Below are 23,531 nucleotides of genomic sequence, written 5' to 3'. Positions count from 1 at the left end.
ACGACACAGCGGGCAGCACGGGACAATCAGGTGGAGCGCCGCACCCGGCGCCGGACTTCGGAGGTACGGATGACAGCGGACGCGGTCGGCGAGACGGCGGTTCCCACTGGGGAGCAGGAACCGGGGACCCCGGCGAAGCCGCCCACGATCTACGACGTCGCCCGCGCCGCCGGGGTCTCCCACCAGACCGTCAGCCGCTACCTCAAGGGCTACCAGGGCATCCGGCCCCAGACCCAGGAGAAGGTCGCCAAGGCCCTCGAAGCGCTGAAGTACCGCCCCAACCTCACCGCCCGCTCGCTCAAGAGCGGCCGCCCCCACCGCCTCGCCGCCCTCACCCACGAGATCGACCAGGTCGGCCCCAGCCGCATCGTCCAGGGCGCCAGCACCGCCGCCCGCCAGGCGGGCTACCTCCTCGACATCATCACCTTCGACATGAGCGACGCCGACGCCGTCGACGAGGCCGTCCGCCTCGCCGCCTCCCAGGACGTGGCCGGGATCCTGGCCCTGGCCTCGACCGACGCGATGACCGAGGTGTTCGAGCGCACCGACTTCCGCGTCCCCGCCCACATCGCGGCCGAAGAGGACGACGCCCTCACCGGGCACACCACGCAGCTCACCGACCTCGGGTTCCCGTCGCTCATCGCCTACCTGGCCGGGCTCGGGCACGAGCGGTTCCTCCACATCGCCGGGCCGAGCGACTACTCGGCCGCGCGCAACCGCGCCCGCGCGTACGAGCGGGCGCTGGCCGACCGGGGGCTGGCCTCGACCGGGACGCTCCACGGCGACTGGTCCGCGCAGTCGGGATACGAGGCGGTCATGCGGCTCGGACGCGGGATCGAAGCGACCGCGGTCATCGCCGCGAACGACCAGACCGCGCTGGGCGCGATGCTGGCGCTGAAGGAACTGGGCCTGCGCGTGCCCGAGGACGTCTCCGTCACCGGCGTCGACGACATCCCCGAGGCCGCGTACTTCTCACCGCCGCTCACCACGCTGCGCGTCGACTTCGCCGCCCAGGGCCGCTCGGCCGTGCAGGAACTGCTCAGCCGCATCGACGGCACGCAGCCGCCGCGCGTCCCGGCGCTCCAGACCGAACTGGTCATCCGGGCTTCGACCGCTTGGGCGGCAAAGGCATAGGCCTCCTGCCTCGCACGGCGAGGCAGGAGGCCCGGTTCACTTAGGCCGCGCTCCAGGCGAACTGCTGGTTCTGGCCGCCGTTGCACGCGTACTGCTGCAGGCGGGTGCCGTCAGCGGTCGCGCTCGACGGCACGTCGAGGCACTTGCCGCTGTGGCGGGCCACCAGCCGCACGTAGCCGCTGCCCGAGTCGCGCACCTCCCACTGCTGGTTCAGGCCGTTCCCGCAGGTCCACTGCACGACGCGCGCGGCGTCGGCCGTGGAAGCGCCGGTCACGTCGAGGCACTTGCCCGAGTGGCCGACCGCGATCCGGTAGTAGCCGTTGCCGAGGCTCTGGAACGACCACTCCTGGTTCGCTCCCCCGTTGCACGCGTACTGGACGGTCTCCGCGCCGTTCGCGGTCGACGCGTTGAGCACGTCCACGCACTTCCCGGAATGCCTGGCCGCCAAGGTGACCGCGCCGGTAGGCGCGGCCTCGGACAGCAGCCACTCCTGGGACCCGTCGGCGTTCAACGGCTGCAACGTGGCCGCCGCGCCGTCGGCGCCGCCGGTCAGGTACAGGCTCGTGTTCGCGGTCGACTGGAGGCGGTAGTAGCCGCCGCTGGTCGCCACGAGGTTCCATGTGCCCGTCGCCGTGTTGTCGACCCACTGGCCGATGCGCTGCCCAGCGGTGGCGTTCCCGGTCCAGATGCCCGCCGCGCGGCCGCCGGACTTGTTCAGCAGCGTCACCGACTGGCCGCCCTTGGTCTGCAGGTGCCAGAACTGGGTGTCCGGGACCGGCGTCGCGCCCGCGTCCTCCAACACCACGTCGGGCACGTCGCCGTTGCCGAAGTTCGCGTCGTTGGTGTTGCCGCCGGTCCCGAGGACCTGGCCGTTCCGGCGGTTCACCAGCCGGTAGTAGTCGCCGTCGGAGTCGCCGAGGTCGACTTCGCCGAAGCGGATGACGGCCGCGCTCGTCGGCCCGCCCCACGTGCCCTGCAGGATCACGACGCGGCCGGTGCCTTCGACGTACTGGAGCGTGCGGCTGTAGCCCGCGCCGATGTTCGTCTGGTGCTCGGTCCACGCGCCCGTGCTCGAACCGGTCTCGTTCACCCAGACGCTGCCGCTGCCGGAGGCGTTGTAGACGATCCGGCCGTCCGGGAGTCCGATGAGGACCGGGCTGCCGCCGGTCGACAGCGCGCGGGACCCGGCCTCGACCGGGAGGCCGCCGACCGCCGTACCGGCCTGGCCGCCGGTGTTCCTGAAGTCGAGCGGGCTGTTCGCGATCTTGTAGCGGACGTTCGAGCCGCCGCCCCAGTACTCGTAGGTCAAGAGCCACTTGCCGTCCGACGTGGGCGCGACCGTGGTCATGCCCGGCCGCCCGCCGCCGATGAAGGTCTTGCCTCCCGAGGTCTCGTTCAGACCCGCCACGTCGACGACCGGCGCGGACCAGGCGGCGCTCGTGCCGTTCCAGGTCTTGTGGACGAGGATCTGGTTGTGCGAGTCGGCTCCAGTGGCGTTGGCGGGGTCGAGGATCGGTACGCCGTTCGCGTCGACGCCGATGTAGTCGTTCTCGTCGGAGTAGTACGCCACCAGCTGGTTGTTGTAGACCATCAGGAACGGCTCCCAGATGGGGTCGACCTGCCGGTAGGTGTTCGCGGCGGCGACGTTCACGCCGATCGCCCCGGCGCTGCCGCCCTGCCAGCCGCCCGTGGCGATGATGTTCACGACCCGCCAGGACGCGCCTTGGTCGTTGCTGGCGTAGAGGGCGAGCGCCATGTCGGACCGGTCGCCGTCGTTGTTGGGCACCCAGTTCGGGTCGGCCGCTTTGCGTTCGAGGTAGTAGTGGTCGTCGCCGGTAACGATGCTGGCGAGCAGCAGTGTCCCCGAGGAGAGGTTCCCGACCTGCTGCGGGAGCGCGTACAGGTACGGGCTGCCCCAGTGGCTGATGTACCGGTCGTACGCGGGGTCGCTCGAGAGGTACGCGGGGGCGGGCACTTCGGCGAGGTGCTGCCAGCTCGTGCCGAGGTCGTCGCTCTTGTAGACCGGGAGGGTCTCCCCGTCGGCGCTGCCCGAGGGCGCGACGACCGCGTTCTCGAAGGCCGCCACCAGTCTTCCGCTCGGCAGCTGCGCGGCCTTCGGGTAGACCGCGCAGTTCCCGAGGCCCTTCAGGCAGTCCCGGTCGCCGAGGTCGTAGAGGACCCCGCCCATCGGGTTGTACGCCTGGGCGGGCGCCGACGGCGCGAGCACCAGTGCCGCCGCCGCGAGGAGGGCCGCGAAGGCCCTCCACCACATCTGTCTCCTGGGCTTCATCGCCACTCCTCACAGGGGTCTTCGGGCGCGGCGCGGGCAACCCCCGGCCGTCCCTCGGTCTAGTTCCGTGGCTCAACCTAACAGAAATGTTTTCGAAAACATAGACCCTTGTCCACTCCTCGATCGAAAGCGCGATTGACGGCAGGGGCGACCCGGTTGCATACTCGATATGGCCTACTGCGTATGCTTCGCGGCAGCACCTCCGTCCACCCTCCGAGAGAACCGGTGATGTCCCAATGTCTGTGCTGCACTTGAAAGGCGTGAGCCGCACCCACGGCTCGGGCGAGAACCTCGTCCACGCCCTCGTCGACGCCGAGCTCACCATCGACGCCGGTGAACTCGTCGCCATCATGGGCCCCTCCGGGTCCGGCAAGTCGACCCTCCTCAACCTCGCCGGAGGCCTCGACGCCCCCACCACAGGCGAAGTCCTCGTCGAAGGCACCGTCCTCGCATCGTTGAACAAGAAGCAACTCGCCGGACTCCGCAGGCGCAGCGTCGGCTACGTCTTCCAGGACTACAACCTCGTCCCGTCCCTGACCGCCGCCGAGAACGCCGCCCTGCCTTTGGAACTCGACGGGCTCTCCGCAGGCAAGGCCCGCAAGCTCGCCCTCGCCGCCCTCGAAGAAGTCGGCCTCGACACCAAACAGGCCGACCGCTTCCCCGACGAGATCTCCGGCGGCCAAGCCCAACGCGTCGCCATCGCCCGCGCCCTCATCGGCGAACGACGCCTCGTCCTCGCCGACGAACCCACCGGCGCCCTCGACTCCCACACCGGCGAAGAAGTCCTCAAACTCCTGCGCCGCCGCTGCGACGCCGGAGCCGCCGGACTCCTCGTCACCCACGACGCAAGACACGCAGGATGGGCCGACCGGGTCGTCTACCTCCAAGACGGACGCATCGTCGACACCGCCGTCAAGGCCGGGGCCGAAACGCTTCTCGAAGGGGCGCAGTGATGCTCGCAAGCCATCGACTCGCCTTCAGGATCGCGCGCCGCGAAGCCCTGCGCTACAAGGGACGGTCGGCCCTGTCGATCACCCTCCTGGGCCTCCCGCTCCTCGGCGTCGCCATCGGCGCCACCGCGTACGACACGTCCGTGCTGGACGAGGAGGAGACCGCGGAGCAGTACCTCGGCTCGAACGACGCGTACATCGAGGTCGTGCTCCCCGGCATCCCGATCGAGCAGATGAACTGGGACTCCCAGTGGATCTCGTACGACGTGCCCGGCGACCAGGGCTTCGACGAGATCCCCGAGACGCCCGTGGGCGAAGCCGACATCCTCGCCGCGCTCCCGGCCGGATCGAGCCTCGCGCCCTACAGCCACCAGTCCAATGTCGGCGCGTCGCTCCAGGCCGAGAGCGCCGACGGGCTCGCGCAGCTGCGGGGCTACGGCTACGACCTGGGCAACGGCCTGTACACGGCGGCGGGACTCGAATACCTCGAAGGCGATGCGCCGCAGGAAGGCGAGACCGTCGTCAACGAAGCCGCGGCCGACCTGCTCGGCATCGGCGTCGGCGACGACCTGGTGCTGGACGGCGGCGAGACCATGCCGGTCAGCGGCGTCGTCGAGATCCCCTGGAACCTCAACGAGCCCCTCGCGATCGCGACGTCGTTCGAGTCCGAGACCTACGGCTGGCTCCTGGACACCCCCGACACGCTCACCATCGACCAGGCGCTCGCGCTCAACGAGATGGGCGTGACCGTCTGGGCCGGATCGCTGCTCGACCAGCCGGGCTCATCCGGGTACGTCGAGTCCTCGATGGCGGCCGACAGCGCCGAGCTCATGATCTACGGGCTCATCGTGGTCGCCGTCGTCATGGAGGTCGTGCTCCTGGCGGGACCGGCGTTCGCGATCAGCGCCCGCCGCCGCACCCGCGAGTTCGCGCTCATGAGCGCCAACGGCGCGACGCCCGCCCAGGTCCGCAGGGTCGTGCTCGCGGGCGGCGTCCTCTTCGGCCTCATCGCCGCGTTCGTCGCCATCGCGATCGGCGTCGGCCTCGTCGCCGCCGCGATGCCGTGGCTGGAGCAGCTCATCGGCCACCGCAGCGCCGGGCTGCGCGTCATGCCCGCCATGCAGGCCTCGCTCGTCGGCGTCGCGATCGCCACCGGCCTGCTCTCGGCGCTCGCCGCCGCGATCAGCGCCTCCCGCGTCAACGTCATCGCGGCACTCATGGGGCGCACGCCGATGCACGGCAACTCGAAGCGGTGGATGATCACCGGCCTCGCCATGGTCGCGGCGGGCATCGCCGCGGGCATCGGCGGCGTCGCCTTGTGGAGCCTGCCGCTCATGGCGACCGCGATCGTCCTGGCCCAGCTCGGCCTGGTCACCTGCACCCCGGCGCTCCTCGCGCTCACCGCGAAGCTCGGCCGCTGGCTGCCGCTCGCACCCCGCCTGGCGCTGCGCGAAGCGGGCCGCAACCGCGGCTCGGCCGCCCCCGCCATCGCCGCCGTCCTCGGCGTCGTCGCGGGCGGCATGGCGTTCTCGATGATCGTCACCGCCGAATCCGTCCGGTACTCGCAGGAGCTGGACCGGGAACTCCCCCAAGGGACCATGACGCTCTCGATCGTCAACAACGGCGGCAGCGACGCCGCCGCCGACCTCGACTGGGACGCGGCCCTCGCCGAGGTCGAGCCGCAGCTCGACTCGCGGCTGAACGACCTCGAACTGACCTACGTCCCCGAGTACTCGGGCTGGGGCGGGTGCGGCGACGTCACGCCGCAGGAGGGCCAGGACGTCGACTGCACCTGGGCCGCCGTCCGCCCCGAGGAGAACCAGTGCTCCTACTGGAGCGCCGACACCTCGACCGACGAGGCGACGGAGGCCGCCATCGAGGCCGCGCGGAAGGACCCGCGCTGCGACGAGGCCGTGGACCCGCAGTGGGCCTACACCGGCGACCTCGCTGGGAGCACCGACCCCGAGGTCGTCGCCGCCTACACCGATCTCGAAGGCGCCGAACTCGACAAGGCGGTCGCCGTGCTCGAGCAGGGCGGCGTCATCGTCGCCGACCCGTGGGCCGTCACCGACGCCGGCACGGTCTCCCTCGAACAGCAGATCACGATCTGGGACGAGGAAGGCGGCTCGTCCGAAACGCAGGACACGCTCCTCGAACTACCCGCCGTGGCCGTCGAGAAGGGCCAGCTCGGCGTCAACGGGATGCTCATCGGCCCCGGCGCGGCCGAGGCGATGGGCCTGGAGCACTCCCCCTGGCACCGGCTGTACCTGGTGTCGAGCTCGACCGAGCCCGAAGCCGCCGACGTGGAGGCGCTGAGCGCCGCCCTCAACCGCGAGATCGCCGACGGCGACGCGTTCGCGACCTTCGAGGTCGTCGACTACACCGACCCGTTCATGACCTACTTCGTCATCGGCGTGACCGGGCTCTGCGCACTGATCGCACTGGGGGCCACCGCGGTGTCGACGGGCCTGATCGTGGCCGAGCAGCGGCGCGACATGTCCACGCTCGGCGCGATCGGCGCGGCACCCAGCCTGCGCAAGCGGTTCGCGATGTGGCAGACGGTGGTGATCGCGGTGTTCGGCACCGGGCTCGGCACCCTCGCCGGATTCATCGGCTACGCGCTCATCCGCGAGACGCTGAACCGCCCCTTGCAGCTCCAGTACCCGTTCCCGTCGCTGTACGGATGGGAGCTGCCGTGGGCGAGCTTCGCGATCATGCTCCTCGCGGTACCGCTCACCGCCGCGATCGGCGCGGTCCTCTTCACCAAGGCGACGCTCCCGAGCGAACGCCGGATCGCTTAGGGATCAAGAAGACAGGGGCCCGGCCGCGTTCGCGGCCGGGCCCTCCTGCGCGTCTCCCGCCCCGCGGCGGGAGGCTCCAGTACGATCCCCGCATTTACCCCATAGTGGATGGTAGTGGTCATGATCGGCGCATTGATTCCCGCGACCCAGCGGCGCGAGCTCTCCGAGCTGCACGACCGCATCGACCTCGGCGACGGCGACCGCGCCGCCAAGCGCTCCGGGTACTGGGCGATGCTGGTCCTCGCCGGGGTCATCGCCACCGCCGGAGTCATCGGCGACTCGACCGCCACCGTCATCGGCGCGATGATCGTCGCCCCGCTCTCCACGCCGATCCTGGCCGTGGGCCTCGGCATCGTCACCGGCAGCGCCGCGCTCGTCGGGCGCTCGCTGGCCTACGTGCTCGCGAGCGTGGCCGCGGTGGTGGCCATCGGCATCCTGGTCGCGCTGATCATGCCCAACCCGACGAGCGTGCTCACGAACTCGCAGGTCGTCGGCCGCGTCTCGCCGACCCTCACCGACCTCGTCGCGGCAGTCGCCACCGGGTTCGCCGGATCGATCGCGCTCACCCGCAGGGACGTCGGCGACGTCCTGCCCGGCGTCGCCATCGCCATCTCCCTCGTGCCGCCGCTCGGCGTCGTCGGGGTGTGCCTCGGCTCCCGCGAACCGGAACTCGCGCTCGGCGCGCTGGTCCTGTTCGCCTCCAACATGGTCGTGCTCATCATCGCGGCGGTCGTGGTGCTCATGGCCGCCGGGTACGCGCGCGAGTCCTCCGAGTCGGCGGGCGCGCGCTGGCGGGGCCGCGCCTACGCCGCGCTCGCGGTCGTGCTGGTCGCGGTCGGCGTCCCGATGACGCTCAACACCATGACCTCCCTGTGGGCCGACCAGGTCCAAGCCCTCGCCGCCGCGTGGGTCAGCGACATCCCCGAAGCCGAGGTCAGCGAGGTGACCTGGAGCGGGCACGGTTTGATCGTCGAGGTCCGCAGCCCGGAGGACCTCCCCGACGTGGCCGTCTTGCAGGACGCGGTGGACCAGGCGCTGCCCACCGACCCTGACGTGACGGTGGTGCACACGGTCGGCGAACGCCTCAGCGAGTGACGGCGGCGGTCTCGGACTCGACGGCGGTGCGGGCGACGACCTCGACGACGAGCGCGAGCACGGCGACGACGATCGCGACCGTGATGACGCCGGAGACGCCCGGGTACCGCCACAGGACGATCCACAGCAGACCCGCGAACACCAGGGCGAATTCGATCCCGCGCCGGTAGCGCTGGACGAAGCCGCCGACCGCGCCGAAGGTGAGGCCCGCGCCCGCGAGGCCCCGGGCGGCGGCGTCGCGACCCCGGACGCCGAGCCTGCGGACAGCGCGCGCGGCCGTGCCGGGGCCGAGGATCCAGCAGGCCAGGGCGACGATGAGCGCGAGCACGGTGATGGTCTGCGCGCCGCTCTTGAGGAAGCGGGTGACGGTGTCGTAGACGTTCCCGGCGGCGGCTGTCGAGTGCACCGCGTCGCCGAGACCGGCGAGGTAGGCGCCGCGGCCGACGACGAGCGCGGCGGACAGGAGCAGCATCCCGCCCGCGAGGCAGAGCGCGCCGATGAGCAGGCCGCGCCGGCGGTTCGGGGCGATCGCGATCCCGGCGGCGAGGAGCGCGAGGCCCGCGATCGGCAGGATCCACGCGGCCGCGTCGAGGAGCGTGGCTGCGGTCTGGAGCTTCGGGAACGCCTCCGATTTGGCGATCGTGAAGGACACGGACATCGCCGGGATGCGTTCGGCGAGACCGAAGCCGCCGTCCACGAGGCGTTCCTTGACCCGTTCGAGGACGGGCGCGAGGTCGAGGACGAGGTCTTCGCCTTGGATCTGGAGCGTGGTGCCGGTGCCTTCGAGGAGGGCGACAAGCGCGGTGTGCGCGCCGCGCGTCGCGTCGCGCCACAGCTCGGTGAACTGGTCGGAGTAGACGACCGTGTGGACCTGCTTGTCGATGAACGAGTCGATGCCGGAGGCGAGGGGCCCGGAGAGGCGGCTGAGCGCGTCAGGCGCGCCCCTGGTCTCCAGGGTGTCGAGGGCCTCGGCGACCAGGGCCTTCGTGTCGACGGCCTCGTCGATGGCGGCGCCCACGCGGTACTCGACTGCCGCGCGCACCTCCTCGTCGGTGTACAGGGGCTGCATGGTCTCGACGAAGCGGTCGGTGTTGAGCACCTCGTTGCGCGCGAAGACGGTGACGGACGCGAGGACCAGGACGACAGCGGCGAGCACGAGCAGCGTCACCGCGCCGGCCCAGCGGGCGGCGCGGCCGCCCCGGCCGGTCCTGACGACCTGTGCGCGAAGGCGCTCGAGTTCGGCGCGCTCGGACTCGTTCAAGGCTGCGTCGGACATGGTCGACCCTCCTCAGTGCACTGTTGCTCCCAGAGCCTAAGTCGTCAGCGGCGGCGCTTCGGCGTGTTCGCGTCGATAAGGGCGCCGACCCAGACCGTGCGGGGGTCGGCGTCGATGAGCGTGTACTTCACCAGGAGCGTGAGCGGGATGGCGAGGATCGCGCCGATGCCGCCGAGGAGCCAGGCCCAGGCGATCACCGACACGAACGCCACTGTGGCCGAGAGGTCGACGCTGTCGCCGACCACCTTGGGCTGTATCAGGACTTGGAGCACCACGTTGACGGCGCAGTAGATGACGACGACCCACAGGAAGGTCGCGAGGCCGCCGTCGAGGAGGGCGAGGAGCGCGGGCGGGACGAGCCCGATGACGAAGCCGATGTTCGGGATGTAGTTCGTGATGAACGCGAGCAGCGCCCACAGGAGCGGGAGCGGGACGCCGAGCAGCCACAGCGCGACGCCGTCGAGCACCGCGACCGCGAAGCCGAAGACCGTGGCGACCAGGAGGTAGCGGCGGGTGCCGGAGGCGAACGTCCGCAGGCCGCGCGCGAGTCCGGGGCGGGTGCGGGCGACGGCGTCGAGGCGGGAGCCGAAGCCGCCCGCGTCCAGGGCCATGAACAGCAGCACGCCGAGGATGAGGAACAGGGCGGCCGCGACGGAGGTGACGGAGCCCAGGAGCGCGGTCACGGCGTTCACGAGGGTGCCGAAGTCGAGTTTGGAGGCCAGCGCGGCGCCTTCGCCGCCGCCGACGCCCGCCGCAGCGAGGCGTTCCTCCAGGTTGTCGCGGAGGGCGGCGGCCTCGTCGCCGTAGTCGAGGGCGAGCGCCGAGAGCTGGGCGACGGCGATGGTGAGGACGAGGGCGAACGCGAGGACGATGGCGACGAGCACGGCCTGCGCGGCGAGGGTCCCGGCCCAGCGGGGCCAGCCGCGTGCGATGAGGAAGCGCCGGGCGGGACTGGCGACGACGACCAGGACGAGGGCGAGCATGAGCGGCGCGATGATCCAGGCGGCGAGCTTGACGCCTGCGGCTACGACGACGATCGCCGCGAGGGCGAGCATCGCCCTGCCGGAGCCGCCCGCGCGCTCCTCCCCCATGTCGCCTCCTGTGGGCCGGTGGGAACGATTATGGGTTCGGCGGGGGCCGCAGCGCAGCTACACGCCGGTCTTGCCGAGTTCGGGGACGGGCGCGAAGTCGTGGAGTCCGGCTCGGGCGGTCTCGCGGCAGCGCAGGACGACGGGGATGACGAGGACGCCGATGGCGACGGCGAGGAACGCCGGGGAGGCCTTGAGGCCGGTGGCCTCCAAGAGCAGTTGGGCGATGAGGGGCGCGAGGCCGCCGACGAGCGCGGCGGCGAGGTTGTAGCCGAGGGCGAGGCCGGTCATGCGGCCCATGGCGGCGAACTGCTCGGGGATCATCGCGGCGGCGACGGCGCTGACGCCTGCGGCGAGGACGGCGAGCGCGATCGATCCGGCGACCGCCGCGGGTTCGGAGCCGCTGCCGGAGAACAGGAACAGCGGGATCGAGCCGAGCGCGGTGGCGGCGGCGAGGGCGGTCATGACGGGGCGGCGTCCGAGCAGGTCGGAGAGCCAGCCGAAGAGGGGCGAGACGATCACGATGCCGAGGGCCGCGACGGTGGCGATGTCGAGGAGCCGCGCTTCGCCGATGTCGGTGACGCCGTCCAGGTAGGTCGGGAGGTAGGTGACGCCGACGTAGTAGGTGACCGAGCCGAGGGCGGAGATCGCGAAGGTGCGCCACACGGCGGAGCCCTGGCCGACGACGACGCGGGTGGCGGGGCTGGTCTTCACGGTGTCCTTGATGCGGTGGTAGGCCTCGGTCTCGGGCAGGAAGAAGCGGAGGACGAACAGGACGATGCCGAGGACGGCTCCGGTGAGGACGGGGATGCGCCAGGCCCAGTCCTGCATGGCGGGGGTGCCGAAGGCGTGGGTGCAGGCGGCGGTGACTCCGGCGGCGGCGAGCGCGCCGAGGCCGCTGGCTCCGGCGGTGACGGAGGCGGCGAGGCCGCGGTGGCCGTCGGAGACGCTTTCGACGACGTAGGTGAGCGAGCCGGTGTACTCGCCGCCGACGGAGAGGGAGGTGAAGCAGCGGACGGTGATGAGGAGGCCTCCGGCGAGGGCTCCGGCGGTGGCGGCGGTGGGCAGGAGCGCGGTGGCGAACATGACGAGGGTCATGAGGGTGACGGAGACGAGGAGGGCGAAGCGGCGGCCGTAGCGGTCGCCGATCCAGCCGAAGACGAGCGCGCCGACCGGGCGCAGGAGGTAGGCGGCGGCGAAGGTGCCGAGGGCCCACAGGACGGACTGCTCGGCGTCGCCGAAGAACACGACGCTGAGGATCGGCGTCATGTACAGGTACAGGTTGAAGTCGTACCACTCCAGGACGGTGCCGAACGCCGCGACCGCCACGGGCCGGTTGAGCTTCGCCATCGCTCGAAGGTAAGGGCTCGGGGGGTCGCGGCGGACGGCTTCGGGCGAACCGGCTTCAGTCTTGGAGCGGGGCGAACATGTTCCGGAACTGCTCGTCGGTGTACTCGGAGGCCATGGACATGGCGGTGTCGGAGATGAAGAACGAGATGGTGTTGAACGTGCCGTCGAGCGTGTTCGGGCACGGGTTCCCGATCTCGCGGGCGTAGTCCTCGACGAGTTCGCCGGTCTGGAGCGCGTAGGCCTTGATGGTGAAGCGGTGGGCGAAGAACGTGGCCCAGTAGGTGCTGCCGTCGGGCCGCTGGTACTGGCAGGACTCCTGGAACTCGCCGACTTCGGCGTCGACGCAGACGACGAGCGCGGTCTCGGCGGCGGTGGTCGCGAGCCAGGAGTCGGGGAAGCCGCGACCCTCGGATCCCCAGGTGCCGGCGAGCTGCATGGGGTGGGGGCCGGGCCCGCCGGGGTCGGGGGCTGCGGGGTAGGCGGCGGGGTTCGCGCAGTAGGTGCCGGAGGCGAGGACGCCGTCGGCGGCTTCGCCCGCGCGCTCGTGGTCGGGGTAGCGGGTGAGGAACTCGCGGAAGAGGACGCCGCCGCTGTCGGCGTCGGCTTCGGCGTACTCCTCGGCGCAGGCGAGCAGGCGGAGCGGCACTTCGGCGGCGGCGGCCGCGATCGGCGCGGCGATCTCCTCCGCGTCCCAGGTCTGGGCGGCGATCCAGTCGTCGACGAGGTAGCCGGTGCAAGGCGGGGCTTCGGCGAGGCCGGTCATGAAGCCTTCGACCGTGGTCCGGACGGCGCCGGACTGGCCGGGGTGGTCGGCGAGGGTGGTCGTGAACTGCGTGAACGCGTCTTCGACGGCGGTAAGGTCGGGGTTGGCGTCAAGGAGGGCGGCTTCGAGGAGGAACTCGGCGCGTTTGGGGCCTGCGCCGTCCCAGCGCGCGCCGGGGTGGTCGAGGTAGGTCGCCATGGTCTCGGCGGCTTCGGTGGGCGGGGCGTCGAGGGCGGCGAGGAGGAGGTCGCAGGCGTCGTGCGCTTCCTCGCCGCGGAGGACGGCGGGGCCGTTGGCGACCCGGTGGACGGCGTCGAGCTGGTCGAGCGCGGCGGTGGCGTCCTCGCAGTCGCCCGCGGCGTGGGCGGTCTCGGCGTCGTGGGCGATCCACCACGCGTCGAGGCGGAACCAGGCGACGGTGAGCAGGACGAGGGCGGCGGCGGTGACGGCGAAGACGCGGGGGCGGCGGGCCGGGTCGGGCTCGACCAGGTCGACGAACGGGACGATGCGGGTGCGGCGGGTGAGCCACCAGGCGTGGACGACCATGGCCAGGCCCCAGGCGGGGAGCAGGTACCGCCACAGCGGGTTCTCGGTCTGGACGGCGGCCGACCACACCAGGAACCCGGTGCCGCACAAGGCGAGCGCCGCGAGGATCGGGCGGCGCATCGCGAGGTAGCCGAGGCCGAGCATGGTGGCGTTCCCGGCGATGGCGACGACCGGGTCGGCCGCCGGGCGGGGTCTCGCGGGGCGCGCGGGCGGGGCGGGCGGCGCGGTCGTCGGCTGGGGTTCCATGGCGGCACTCCTCGGGGCGTCGGGACCGTCCCAGTGGAGCACCGGTCCCTCGGGACCGGTCCCGGCCCGTGGGCCGGATCGCCCGTTTCAGACCCCTTGCGGCGCCTGCCGTGGCACGATCCGACCTGGACAGGAAACCGGACATTCCCGTACGGGATCCGGACCACCGAAGAGGAACGGGAGATCCATGAAGGCGAAATCCAGAGCACTGGCAGTCGGAGCCGCGGCTACGGCGGTCGCCGCGGGGGCGGCCGTGGTCATCGCGGCCAGGTCCAGGCGGACCGCGGTCATCGGCAGGGTCCGCTTGACCAAATTCGACCGCTGGTTCGACACGCTCGACACCGAGGGGAACGACTACATCACCGAGGCGAACCTGAACGACGCGGCCGCCCGCGTCCTGGGCGCGCGCGGCGTCCCGGTCGAGAGCCCGATGGGCCTGGAGCTGCGCGAGGCCACGCAGCGGCTGTGGACCGAGTTCATCCTGCCGAAGGCCGACCCCGAGGAAGGGCGCGTCAACCGCAGGCAGCTGCGGGCCGCCCTCGCCGAGCACATGCTGGCCGACCAGATCGTGGCGGCGGCGAAGCTCGCCTCGATCGCGGACGCGTACTTCGCGATCGCCGACGCGGACGGCGACGGACTCATCAGCTCCGGCGAGTTCGTGCAGCTCCTGCGCAACTGGAACGGCGTGGACTACCAGGAGAGCCACCGCGTGTTCGAGTACCTCGACGCCGACCACGACAACCGGATCTCGCCGGACGAGTGGCGCAGCGCGATCTTCGCGTTCTTCCTCGGCAGCGACCGCAACCACCCGGCGAACGACCTCATGGGGAAGGTCGGCAGCCCGATACTGTCCCCGGCGGACTTCTGACGGGAACACCTCCTGAAGGCCCCGGGGCGCTGCCCCGGGGCCTCATCTGTCCGCGTAGAGCGCCTCGAGTTCGCCGCGCAGGAGCGGGTCCGGTTCGGCCTCGACGAGCTTGAGGAGCCGGTCGGCCTCGGCGAGGGTCATGGCGTGCTCCCAGCGCCGCCGGAACAGGTACGCGTCGAGGGCGCGGTGCCTGCGGCAGAAGTGGTCGAGGTTCTTCATCAGCTGGGCGCGCATGATCCGCTGCGCCACAACGGGGTTGGGGTCGGCGAGCGGGTGGATCTGATGGTAGTTGACGGCTGCGGTGTCGATGGTGAAGCGGACGCCGAGGCGGTGGAGGCGGTAGCTGAGGTCGGTGTCCTCCAGGCCCCAGCCGGTGAAGGTCTCGTCGAAGCCCCCGGCCTTCGCGACGGCCTCGCGGGAGACGGCGAGGTTCGCGGTGGTGGCGAGGGCCCAGCCGAAGCGGAAGCCGTCGAGGCCGGTGCCGTACTGCTCGACGATCGCGTGGTAGTTGTCGGGTTCGTCGCCGAGTTCGACCCGTTTGAGCGCAGCCTCGGGGTCGGCGGCGAGCGCGTCGGGTTCGAGGAAGCGGATCGGTTCGCGCAGGGCCGCTGAGGATCCGGCGCGCATGGTGAGCCGGATGAGGTCGTCTTCGCCGATGGGGAGGACGCCGGGCCGCCACCAGGTGAGGGCGCGGCGCTTCCAGCCGATGACCCCGTGGGAGTCGTCCGGTGCGGCGGCGACGTGGGCGGCGACGAAGCCGGGGGCGGCCATGCGGTCGTCGTCTATGAAGACGACCAGGTCGCCTTGGGCACGTTCGAGGGCGGCGTTGCGGGCGGCCGCGCGGCCGCGGTTCTCCTGGGTGACGAGGGTGATCGCGAGCCGGTCGCGGAGCGGGTCGACGAGGTCGGCGACGCCGCCTCGCGTGCCGTCGTCGCAGACGACGACTTCGAAGCGCCGGTAGGTCTGCGCGAGCAGGGAGGCGAGCGTGAGCGCGAGGTATTCGCGCTTGTCGCAGGTCGCCATGACCAGGCTGACGTCGGGTTCCGTTACCATCCGAGCCTCCATCGGGTCTCGCCGTCGAGGTCCACCATCTCGTGCAGGTCGCCGGCGACCGCGGTGGGGGGCGGGGCCGGGTCGGTGCGGGGGCGCGCGACCACCGGCACGGGTCCTTTGGGGGCCATCATGAGTCCGACCTGCCTGGACACGGTCGTGCCGGGGACCGGGTCGATGCGGTACCGGCCGAGGACGGCGGCGAGGACGGCCTTCATCTCGGTGTCGGCGAACGCGGCGCCGATGCACGCGTGCGGTCCGGCCCCGTACGGCAGGTACTCGTACAGGCTGGGGCGCAGGGTCTCCCAGCGGGCGGGCCGGAACCGGAGGGGTTCGGGGAAGACCGCCGGGTCGCGGTGGGTGGCGTACTTGCTGGTGACGACCTGGCACCAGGCGGGGATCTCGTGGCCGCCGATCGCGGTGGGCTCCACGGCGATCCGCGCGGTGTTGGGGCCGGGCGGCAGGAGCCGCAGGACCTCTTTGAGGGTGTGGTCGAGGCTCTGGGGGAAGTCGGGTCCGGCCGGGGTGCCGGGGTTCCGTTCGGGGATCTGCGCGAGGAGCTTGTCGAGTTCGGCCGGGTGCTGGGAGAGCAGCAGGAGCGTCCACGCGAGGGTGTTGGAGGAGGTCTCGTGCCCGGCGACGAGGAGGGTGGTGAGCTGGCCGACGAGCTGGTCGTCGTCGAAGCGCTCGCCGTCCTCGCCCCGGGCGTCCATGAGGGACTGGAGGAGGTCGGGGGCGCCGGTTCCGGCGCGGCGGGTGTCGATGATGTCGGCGAGCGCGTCGTCGAGCCTGCGGATGACGGTGAGCAGCCGCCGGTACGGGGTGCCGGGGAGGTCGAACGGGAAGTACCGGATCGAGGAGGCGAAGTAGCGCAGGGCGAGCATGTCCTGGACCATGCGTCCGATGTGGTCGGCGCGCTCGGCGATGTCGACGCCGAAGAAGCACAGGCACGCGATTCGCAGGGTGAGGCGGCGCATCCGGTCGGTCAGGTCGAAGGGCTCGCCGGGCGTCCACGAGTCGACCTCCTCTGCAGCGAGGCGGGCGATGAGTTCGCCGTGCGCGAGGGCGGCCTGGGGTTTGAAGGACGGGGTGGCGACGCGGCGGGCCCGGCGGTGCTCGGGGCCGTTCATGTTGAGCAGGCCGATGCCGCGCCGGGCCTCGCGGATGCCTTGGGGGATGGCGTATTCGAGCACGGTGTGGAACGTGTCGCCTCGGGTGAGGACGGTGCGGTTGTGCTCGGGCCCGAACGCGAAGACCTGGCGCCGGTCGCCGTGGACGAGCCCGGCGACCGGGCCGTACCCGTGGTAGAGGCGCGCGGTGTAGCCGACAGGGTCGACGGCGTACTCGTGGGCGTTGCGCCGCCGCCCGAGCCAGCGGTGCGGGGCGGGACCCGGGACGCTCACTCGGTGCACCAATCCGGGTACGGGCGTTCGATGTCGGCGGCCGCGCCGCGTTCGAACGCGGCGGCGGCGAGGCGGCCCGCGCTGCCGCGCAGGGCGTCCACAGTGCTCATCGGCAGGTAGCGGCGGAACAGTCCGGGGAACGCGGTGGCGAACGCGGCCTCGGCGTACGGCCCGGGTGCGCCGACGGGCTCGGGCTGGACGAGGCCGAGAGCGAAGTGGACGGTCCAGTACTCGAAGAGCGTCAGCTCGCTGACCTGGTGCTGGAGCGACGCGCCGACCTCGGCGAGGTCGGCGCGGAAGCGATCGGCGAGGTCGGCCTTCCGGAAGCCTTCGGGGAGGCGGGTGTCGCCGAACTCGCCGAGCCAGGTGTAGGCGTCGTGGGACTCGCCGCAGTAGAACCACTCGGCGTGGACCCGCATCCAGGACGCGTACGGCAGGCGGGTGAGGCCGGTTCCGGCTGCAGGCGTGTCGAAGTCCGGTTCGGCACCGGAGGGCGCGACGCACGGCGAGAGGCGCGGGCCCTGGAAGCCGTTGGCGGTCAAGCTGAGCCGGTCGTCGTGCTCCAGGAGGTTCGGCACGGTGACGAGGTTGTCGATGCCGCTGCCGCGCAGGAATGCGACGAGCGCGAGGTCGTCCGCGCCGCCGGTGTCCTCAAGGGACGCGAACGCGAGTGCGGCCTCGCGCGGCAGGACCAGGCCCTGCGAGGGCGTGTACATGTCGACCGCGCGCGCCCAGCCCCAGCCGCGCCGGGCCGCGACCCGCACGAGGGTCGCGCTGCGCGAACCCCACTCGCAGAACAGGCTGATCGCGGTCTCCGGGCGGGCGCGGACCGCCTTGCGCACCAGGGCCGCGAACTCGTCGCACGGCACCACGTCGTCCTGCAGCACCAGGTGGTGCGTGGCGTCCTCCCCCACTGCGGCCCAGGCGCGCAGGGCGTTGCCGAGGTTCCCGGTGCCGGGCCCGGAGCCGTCCACGACGACCGACGGGTTGAGCTCGGGCAGCGACTCGGCGAGCTTGCGCGCCCGGTCCTCGCGGGCCGGGTGCGTCATGATCGCCGTCGACAGGATCACCTCAGGCATCGGAACCTCCCACACGGTGCAGCGCGACCGAGCGTTCGACGAGTTCGAGCATCGCACCCGCGCCGTCGGCCGAGCGCAGGACCGAGGCGAACGCGGCGTGCGCGTCCCGGTCGGCCCCGAGCGCGGCCTTGATCGCCTGCGTGACGGTCTCGCTCGGATCATCTTCGGCCACAACGGCCCCGAGGCCGAGACCGGCGACCCGGGCGGCGTTCCCGCGCTGCTCGGCGGACTGCGGCGTGAACACCAGCGGGGTCGCGCACAGCAGCCCCTCGATCATCGACGAGTGCCCGCCGTGGACGACGGCGGCGGCGCTGCGGGACATCAGGTCGACCGCGTCGTGCCGGAACGCCGCGACCTCGACCTCCGCGTCACCGGCTGCGGCGCGGACCTTGTCGGCGAGCACTTCGCTCTCGGGCCCTTCGACACCGAGGGTCACCGCGAGCCGCACGCCGAGGCCGCTCGCGGCCGCGACGACGCGCAGCAGGTCCTCATCCCCCGCGCCCGAGCCGCCGAGCGTGATGTTCAGGACCGGCTCGCGCTCGGCGCGGACCGGCTGCGCGAGCAGCTCGCGCGGCACGAGCGGCCCGATGTGGCGGATCTCGGAGGTCAGGCTCGTCATGAGCCCGGCGGTCTCCGCAGGGACGTCCGAGAGCGGGTCGAGCAGCGGCAGGTCCGGCACGAGCACCGCGTCGCCCAGGGGCCTGCGGTGCTCGGGCGCGACGCCGACCGCCTCCAGGGTCGCCAGGATCTCCGGCAGCACCGCGTGCATCGGGTGCTTGAACAGGCGCAGGTTGTGGCAGGTGAAGCTCGGCAGTCCGCGCATAGAAGCCGCCACCGAGGCGGTGTTCCGCATGTCGCTGACCACCGCGTCCGGCGCGAACTCGTCGATCGCCCGCAGCTCGTCGCGCAGGGACGTGCGCACGTAGATGGGGCTGGCCAGCCGCGTGCGGGCGAACGCGCGCAGGCTCGCCACGTCGTTCATGCCGCGCCAGGCCGGGGCGGGCCCGATCTCGTCGATGCCGATCCACTGCAGCCCGGCGTGGTCCACGAGATGCCGGACCTCCTCGTGGACGGCGACGGCGACGGTGTGCCCGGCGTCGGCGAAGCGCCGCGCCGCCGTGCGCATCCGCGTCACGTGGCCGAGGCTGGAACGGCTGAAGGCGACGAACAGCACCCTCAGCGGGCGGGATTGGGTCATGCGTCTACTTTCTCCAGAGCGAGCGCGCTGGGGGCGCGCAGTGCGACAGTGAGACTCGCGAGGGCGAACGCGCCCAGGGCCGCCAGCGCCCAACGTGGACCGACGATCTCGGTGAGGGCGCCGCACAGCAGCGTACCGAGCGGCACCGAGCCCCAGACGATCATGCGGCCCACCGCGTTCACGCGGCCCTGGAGGCGCTGCGGCGTCACCGTCTGGCGCACCGAGATGCCCACGACCAGGAAGCACGTGTGGACGGTGTTCCAGCACAGGAGCGCCGCGGCGGCGAGCGGCCACGACGGCGCGGCGGCGTACGCGAGCAGCAGGGCCAGGTCGAGGCCGGTCATCCAGCGGGCGGCCGGGATCGGCGGGACGCCCTTGAAGCGGCGGGCCGCGATCGCTCCGAGCAGCGCGCCGACGCCGGAGGCGGCGACGATCCACGCGACCCGGTAGTCGTCGCCGGGCAGGCCGAGCGCGCGCGAGGCGAACACGACGAGCATCCCGTAGACGGCCCCGGCGCTCACGCCGACGCCGACGTTCACCGCCGTGTAGGTGCGCAGGAGCGGATGGGCCGCAAGGTATTTGAGGCCCGCCCAGACCGCGCCCGGCTCGGGCCTGGAGCTGGTCTCCTGCGGGCCGGTCCGGATGGCGGCGATGAGGACCGCCGAGACGAGGTAGCAGGCGGCGAGGAGCCCGAACGTGGGGCCGAGCCGGAGCGAGTCGAGCAGGAAGTACCCGACCGGCGCGGCGACGGCGGTGAGCACCGTGGTGGTCATCCACAGGTAGGAGTTGGCGCGGAAGACCCCGTCGGTCCCGGCCAGGGCCGGGACGAGGGCGGCGCTGGCGACGTCGAACCACACGTACGCGGTCGCGGAGGCGAAGCCGATGGCGCACAGCACGAGCGGGTCCGCGCCGCCTCGGGCGGCCAGGATCGGGACGGACAGGAGGACGGCGGCGTTGGCGACCTCCGTCCAGGCCATGACGCGCACCGGGGAGGAGCGGTCGACGGCCGCACCCGCGACGAGTCCGAAGAGGAGGAACGGGAGCACGTTGGCGGCCGAGGCGAGCGCGGTGAGGAGGGCCGACCCGCTCTCCTGGTAGACGTAGAGCGGCAGCAGGACCCAGGAGGTCGCGTACGCCACTGTGGAGGCGAACTTGCTGCCGATGAGGAGGCCCAGGCCGCCGGTCCTGGCCTGCGGGGCCTGCGTCGCGGTCACTCGGTCAGCTCGTCCTTCCGACCCGTCGCTCCACTTGCGCCGGTCGCGGCAGGCGCGTCCCGGACTCGGCGAGGGCGGTCCCGATGTCGATGATGCGGTCGACGGTGCGGTGCAGGGCCTCCATGCCCTCGGTGTCGGAGAGGACGCCCTGCTCGCCTCCGGAGTGGAGGGTCACGGGGAAGCCGCTGCCGACGATGATGAAGCGGTTCAACAGGAGGTTGTGCAGGAGCTGGGCGTGCACGTCGAGGTGGCCGTAGCGGCGGCCGACGACGACGGCCGCGCCGATGGTGTTGGTGAGCGGCCGCTCGAAGCGCAGGTGGCCGACTCCGGCGCGCTCGACGAAGGTCTGCATGAGCGAGGAGAGCCCGAAGCCGTGGACGGGCGCGGCGAGGAAGACCGCGTCGGCGGCGATCATGTCGCCGACGATCCCGGCCACGTCGTCGTCCACGGGGCACGGGTCGGGCCGGGAGTTGCAGCGCCCGCAGTCGCAGCGGACGACGCGCTTCTCGGCGAGGTCGACTTCGTGGGTCTCGCAGCCCCTCGCGCGGGCGCGTTCGGTGATGGCCTGGACGGCGAGCCAGGTGGAGCCGCGCGAGCGTTCGGAGCCGTTGATCGTCAGGACCCTCATGCGCGCGCCTCCGCGCGCTGATCGCTCACTGCGGCGGCGAATCCGGCGAAGAGGCCGATGCCGGACTCGGTGAGGATCGACTCGGGGTGGAACTGGACGCCTTCGACGAGGTGGCGGCGGTGGCGCAGGCCCATGATGTAGCCGTCGTCGGCGGCGCGGGCGGTGACCTCGAGGTCTTCGGGAAGGGAGTTCTCGACGACGATGAGCGAGTGGTACCTGGTGGCGCTGAAGGGCTCCGGCGCTCCGGCGAAGACGCCGCGTCCGTCGTGGACGATCGGGCTGGTCTTGCCGTGCATGAGGTGGCGGGCGGGGCGGACCTTCGCGCCGAAGGCGACGCCGATGGCCTGGTGGCCGAGGCAGACGCCGAGGACGGGCTTGACGCCCGCGAGGGCGCGGACCATCTCGACGTGCCCGGAGTCCTCGGGCGTGCCGGGTCCGGGGCCGAGGAGGACGAAGTCGCCGTCGTGGGCGAGGGCCCCGGCGGGGTCGATGTCGCCGGAGCGGATCACGTCGGTGTCGATCTCGAGGACCCGCAGATACTGGTAGATGATGTGCGCGAAGCTGTCGTACGCGTCGATGAGCAAGGCCTTCAACGTGTTTCGCCCTTCGGTGCGGAGTCGGTGGCCGCGTCGTGGCCGACGACGGCGTGGATCGAGGAGCCGAGCTTCGCGAGGGTCTCGCGCCACTCGCCTTCGGGCGAGGAGTCGGCGACGACCCCGGCGGAGGCCCGGGCCGTGTAGGCGTCGCCGGTGGCGACGATGGTGCGGATGCTCAGGGCGAGGTTGGTGAACCCGCCGAAGCCGACGACGCCGAACGCGCCCGCGTACATGCCCCGGCGGCTCGTCTCGGTGGCCTCGATGATCTCCATGGCGCGCAGTTTCGGCGCGCCGGTCATGGTCCCGGCCGGGAAGGTCGCGCGGATGACGTCGTAGGCGTCGAAGCCCTCGGCGAGGTCGGCGGTGACGGTCGAGACCAGGTGCAGCACATGGGAGTACGTCTCGACGTTCATGAGGTCGTCGACCTCGACGGAGCCGGGTTCGGCGACGCGGCCGAGGTCGTTGCGGCACAGGTCGACGAGCATGATGTGCTCGGCGATCTCCTTCTCGTCGCCGCGCAGCCGCGCGGCGCGGGCCTCGTCCTCGGCGAGGCTCCCTCCGCGCCGGGCCGTCCCGGCGATGGGGCGCATGGTCAGCCGTGACGCCTCGATGCGGACGTGGAGCTCGGGGCTGGCACTCAGGAGCGTGAGGTCGTCGAAGGGCACGAACCCCATGTACGGCGACGGGTTGTTGGCGCGCATGCGCAGGTAGACGTCGAGGTCGGACCGCTTGCCGCGCATGCGGACCTCGTGGCCGATCTGCACCTGGTAGATGTCCCCGGCGCGGATGCGGCCCAGGGAGCGCTCGACGCGCTCGCCGTAGGACTCGGGGGTGATCGTCAGTTCGGGCTCGACGTCGCCGAGGGGCGGTTCGGGGACCGCGGCCGGAGCCTCCGGCCCGGCGGCGAGGGCGGCCGCGATACGGCGGTGCACGGCGGCCGGGTCGGCGTCGTTCCACTCAGGGCAGTCGGCGACGGTGAGCTGCGCGGCGCCGCGCACGAGGTCGATCTCGATGACGGACCGGTAGATCCGGAACACCGCGTCGGGGACGCGGTCGTGCGCCTCGATGAGGCGCGGAAGGGTCTCGATGTAGGTCACGGCGTCGTAGCTGAGGAGGGCGACGAACCCGAAGCCGAAACGCTCCGCGTCGAGCCCGGCGACGTCGAGGCCGCTTTCCAAGTGCCGCAGCGCCTCCCAGAGGCCGGTGCGGTCGTGGAGGCGGAAGTACCGCTCGCCCTCGGGCCGGGCGCCGGGGAAGCCGCTCATGCGTTCGAGCGCCCACGCGAGCCACGGCCCGCGGCCGTCGAGTTCGAGGACGCCGTCGCGCACGACGACGTCGAGCAGCGGGGTCGCGCCGATCATGGCGCGGGTCTTGTCGGCGGCGGGCCCGGCGAGGGACTCGAAGAGGAAGACGTTCTGTTCGCCTTCGGCCGCCCGCAGCCGGATGAACGACGCGAAGGGGTCGGCCGCCTCGCATTCGAAGTGCCGCAATTCGATCTTGGGACGGTCAGCCGCTGCGCTCATCTGAGGGGCCCTTTCATGGGGGTGGCGCACAGGTTAGCACCGGAATGCGCAATGCAGGGGGTAGCGCTCCCATGCCATTGTGTCGATTGGGTTCCGATGTATGCAATGTGGTCGCTGATGCGAATGCCGGTCCGTCTCCGGAAGTGCCGCACGGTCCAGATCTCCGTGCTCAGCGGCATGATCATCCACTGTCGCCCATCGAAATGTGACAGTGACCATAGTCCCATTCAGCGGGACAACCGAGCGCGGAGCGCACATCACGCCAGACGACTTGTGAGTCGATTCCGATCACAATGGATTCATCGAGTCACGGTATTCGCAGGTCGTGCACTCGAGCCACTGTGGAATCGCTTTCCGGGGCGTGCTTGACAGGGACCCTCGCGTCTCATACGATCGTCACCGGTCCGACACGACGTGTCACCTCCCGGCATCC

General features: G+C 71.8%; 18 protein-coding genes. 5 read left to right on the top strand and 13 right to left on the bottom strand.

The features are described from left to right. Positions 1-69: 69 nt before the first annotated feature. The gene (locus ACGGCP_RS13680; protein WP_392965589.1) at positions 70-1,134 is read left to right on the top strand and encodes a LacI family DNA-binding transcriptional regulator; all 1,065 of its coding nucleotides are present in this window, start codon (positions 70-72) and stop codon (positions 1,132-1,134) included. Between the two features lie 40 nt (positions 1,135-1,174). Here the strand turns inward: ACGGCP_RS13680 and ACGGCP_RS13675 are convergent, their stop codons facing one another. Beyond that, positions 1,175-3,406 (bottom strand): RICIN domain-containing protein, encoded by a 2,232-nt coding sequence (locus tag ACGGCP_RS13675; RefSeq protein ID WP_392966303.1) that lies wholly within the window; start codon positions 3,404-3,406, stop codon positions 1,175-1,177. Between the two features lie 254 nt (positions 3,407-3,660). Here ACGGCP_RS13675 and ACGGCP_RS13670 point away from each other — a divergent pair, with 254 nt between their 5' ends. The 3 genes from ACGGCP_RS13670 (at position 3,661) to ACGGCP_RS13660 (ending at position 8,270) form a co-directional block, all read left to right on the top strand. Beyond that, the gene (locus tag ACGGCP_RS13670; RefSeq protein ID WP_392965587.1) at positions 3,661-4,377 is read left to right on the top strand and encodes an ABC transporter ATP-binding protein; all 717 of its coding nucleotides are present in this window, start codon (positions 3,661-3,663) and stop codon (positions 4,375-4,377) included. After that, on the top strand, positions 4,377-7,175 hold the full coding sequence (locus tag ACGGCP_RS13665) for an FtsX-like permease family protein (RefSeq protein WP_392965584.1): 2,799 nt from the start codon (positions 4,377-4,379) through the stop codon (positions 7,173-7,175). Before ACGGCP_RS13670 ends, ACGGCP_RS13665 begins: the two co-directional genes overlap by 1 nt. A gap of 108 nt (positions 7,176-7,283) precedes the next feature. Next, entirely contained in the window at positions 7,284-8,270 is a 987-nt protein-coding gene (locus tag ACGGCP_RS13660; RefSeq protein WP_392965581.1) for a TIGR00341 family protein, read from the top strand. Here ACGGCP_RS13660 and ACGGCP_RS13655 read toward each other — a convergent pair. The 4 genes from ACGGCP_RS13655 to ACGGCP_RS13640 are packed head-to-tail and all read right to left on the bottom strand — an operon-like array spanning position 8,260 to position 13,539. Further along, positions 8,260-9,546 (bottom strand): hypothetical protein, encoded by a 1,287-nt coding sequence (locus ACGGCP_RS13655; protein WP_392965579.1) that lies wholly within the window; start codon positions 9,544-9,546, stop codon positions 8,260-8,262. The genes ACGGCP_RS13660 and ACGGCP_RS13655 overlap by 11 nt on opposite strands. 44 nt (positions 9,547-9,590) lie before the next feature. Further along, positions 9,591-10,637 carry an AI-2E family transporter gene (locus ACGGCP_RS13650; protein WP_392965576.1) on the bottom strand — a complete coding sequence of 349 codons (1,047 nt, stop codon included), beginning with the start codon at positions 10,635-10,637 and terminating at the stop codon, positions 9,591-9,593. Positions 10,638-10,694: 57 nt separating this feature from the next. Further along, positions 10,695-11,984: an MFS transporter gene (locus ACGGCP_RS13645; RefSeq protein WP_392965574.1), complete on the bottom strand. Its 1,290-nt coding sequence runs from the start codon at positions 11,982-11,984 to the stop codon at positions 10,695-10,697. 55 nt (positions 11,985-12,039) lie between these two features. Further along, complete coding sequence (locus ACGGCP_RS13640; protein WP_392965572.1) at positions 12,040-13,539, bottom strand: hypothetical protein; 1,500 nt, start codon at positions 13,537-13,539, stop codon at positions 12,040-12,042. Positions 13,540-13,843: 304 nt separating this feature from the next. Here ACGGCP_RS13640 and ACGGCP_RS13635 point away from each other — a divergent pair, with 304 nt between their 5' ends. Next, on the top strand, positions 13,844-14,407 hold the full coding sequence (locus ACGGCP_RS13635) for an EF-hand domain-containing protein (RefSeq protein ID WP_392965569.1): 564 nt from the start codon (positions 13,844-13,846) through the stop codon (positions 14,405-14,407). A gap of 42 nt (positions 14,408-14,449) precedes the next feature. Here the strand turns inward: ACGGCP_RS13635 and ACGGCP_RS13630 are convergent, their stop codons facing one another. The 8 genes from ACGGCP_RS13630 to ACGGCP_RS13595 are packed head-to-tail and all read right to left on the bottom strand — an operon-like array spanning position 14,450 to position 23,098. After that, a complete protein-coding gene (locus tag ACGGCP_RS13630; protein ID WP_392965566.1) occupies positions 14,450-15,460 on the bottom strand; it encodes a glycosyltransferase in 1,011 nt (336 codons plus the stop codon). Beyond that, on the bottom strand, positions 15,454-16,860 hold the full coding sequence (locus tag ACGGCP_RS13625) for a cytochrome P450 (protein WP_392965563.1): 1,407 nt from the start codon (positions 16,858-16,860) through the stop codon (positions 15,454-15,456). Before ACGGCP_RS13625 ends, ACGGCP_RS13630 begins: the two co-directional genes overlap by 7 nt. Beyond that, positions 16,857-17,939 carry a hypothetical protein gene (locus tag ACGGCP_RS13620; RefSeq protein ID WP_392965560.1) on the bottom strand — a complete coding sequence of 361 codons (1,083 nt, stop codon included), beginning with the start codon at positions 17,937-17,939 and terminating at the stop codon, positions 16,857-16,859. Before ACGGCP_RS13620 ends, ACGGCP_RS13625 begins: the two co-directional genes overlap by 4 nt. Beyond that, entirely contained in the window at positions 17,932-19,137 is a 1,206-nt protein-coding gene (locus ACGGCP_RS13615; RefSeq protein ID WP_392965558.1) for a glycosyltransferase, read from the bottom strand. The genes ACGGCP_RS13620 and ACGGCP_RS13615 overlap by 8 nt, the downstream gene beginning before the upstream one ends. Continuing rightward, entirely contained in the window at positions 19,134-20,351 is a 1,218-nt protein-coding gene (locus ACGGCP_RS13610) for an MFS transporter (RefSeq protein ID WP_392965555.1), read from the bottom strand. Before ACGGCP_RS13610 ends, ACGGCP_RS13615 begins: the two co-directional genes overlap by 4 nt. A 4-nt stretch (positions 20,352-20,355) precedes the next feature. Continuing rightward, entirely contained in the window at positions 20,356-20,979 is a 624-nt protein-coding gene (locus tag ACGGCP_RS13605; protein WP_392965552.1) for a flavodoxin family protein, read from the bottom strand. Next, complete coding sequence (locus tag ACGGCP_RS13600; RefSeq protein ID WP_392965549.1) at positions 20,976-21,572, bottom strand: anthranilate synthase component II; 597 nt, start codon at positions 21,570-21,572, stop codon at positions 20,976-20,978. The genes ACGGCP_RS13605 and ACGGCP_RS13600 overlap by 4 nt, the downstream gene beginning before the upstream one ends. Continuing rightward, positions 21,569-23,098, bottom strand: a complete 1,530-nt coding sequence (locus tag ACGGCP_RS13595; RefSeq protein WP_392965547.1) for an anthranilate synthase component I family protein — start codon at positions 23,096-23,098, stop codon at positions 21,569-21,571. Before ACGGCP_RS13595 ends, ACGGCP_RS13600 begins: the two co-directional genes overlap by 4 nt. Positions 23,099-23,531 lie beyond the last annotated feature (433 nt).

The organism is Glycomyces sp. NPDC048151 (assembly GCF_043202775.1).
In the GTDB taxonomy this organism is placed as follows: Bacteria; Actinomycetota; Actinomycetes; order Mycobacteriales; family Micromonosporaceae; genus Glycomyces.
This window is presented reverse-complemented; position numbering and strand designations above follow the sequence as displayed.

Coding starts and splice junctions, on each gene's coding strand:
- ACGGCP_RS13680 (WP_392965589.1), top strand. CDS start 70: ATGACAGCGGACGCGGTCGGCGAGACGGCGGTTCCCACTGGGGAGCAG.
- ACGGCP_RS13675 (WP_392966303.1), bottom strand. CDS start 3,406: ATGTGGTGGAGGGCCTTCGCGGCCCTCCTCGCGGCGGCGGCACTGGTG.
- ACGGCP_RS13670 (WP_392965587.1), top strand. CDS start 3,661: ATGTCTGTGCTGCACTTGAAAGGCGTGAGCCGCACCCACGGCTCGGGC.
- ACGGCP_RS13665 (WP_392965584.1), top strand. CDS start 4,377: ATGCTCGCAAGCCATCGACTCGCCTTCAGGATCGCGCGCCGCGAAGCC.
- ACGGCP_RS13660 (WP_392965581.1), top strand. CDS start 7,284: ATGGTAGTGGTCATGATCGGCGCATTGATTCCCGCGACCCAGCGGCGC.
- ACGGCP_RS13655 (WP_392965579.1), bottom strand. CDS start 9,546: ATGTCCGACGCAGCCTTGAACGAGTCCGAGCGCGCCGAACTCGAGCGC.
- ACGGCP_RS13650 (WP_392965576.1), bottom strand. CDS start 10,637: ATGGGGGAGGAGCGCGCGGGCGGCTCCGGCAGGGCGATGCTCGCCCTC.
- ACGGCP_RS13645 (WP_392965574.1), bottom strand. CDS start 11,984: ATGGCGAAGCTCAACCGGCCCGTGGCGGTCGCGGCGTTCGGCACCGTC.
- ACGGCP_RS13640 (WP_392965572.1), bottom strand. CDS start 13,539: ATGGAACCCCAGCCGACGACCGCGCCGCCCGCCCCGCCCGCGCGCCCC.
- ACGGCP_RS13630 (WP_392965566.1), bottom strand. CDS start 15,460: ATGGTAACGGAACCCGACGTCAGCCTGGTCATGGCGACCTGCGACAAG.
- ACGGCP_RS13620 (WP_392965560.1), bottom strand. CDS start 17,939: ATGCCTGAGGTGATCCTGTCGACGGCGATCATGACGCACCCGGCCCGC.
- ACGGCP_RS13615 (WP_392965558.1), bottom strand. CDS start 19,137: ATGACCCAATCCCGCCCGCTGAGGGTGCTGTTCGTCGCCTTCAGCCGT.
- ACGGCP_RS13605 (WP_392965552.1), bottom strand. CDS start 20,979: ATGAGGGTCCTGACGATCAACGGCTCCGAACGCTCGCGCGGCTCCACC.
- ACGGCP_RS13595 (WP_392965547.1), bottom strand. CDS start 23,098: ATGAGCGCAGCGGCTGACCGTCCCAAGATCGAATTGCGGCACTTCGAA.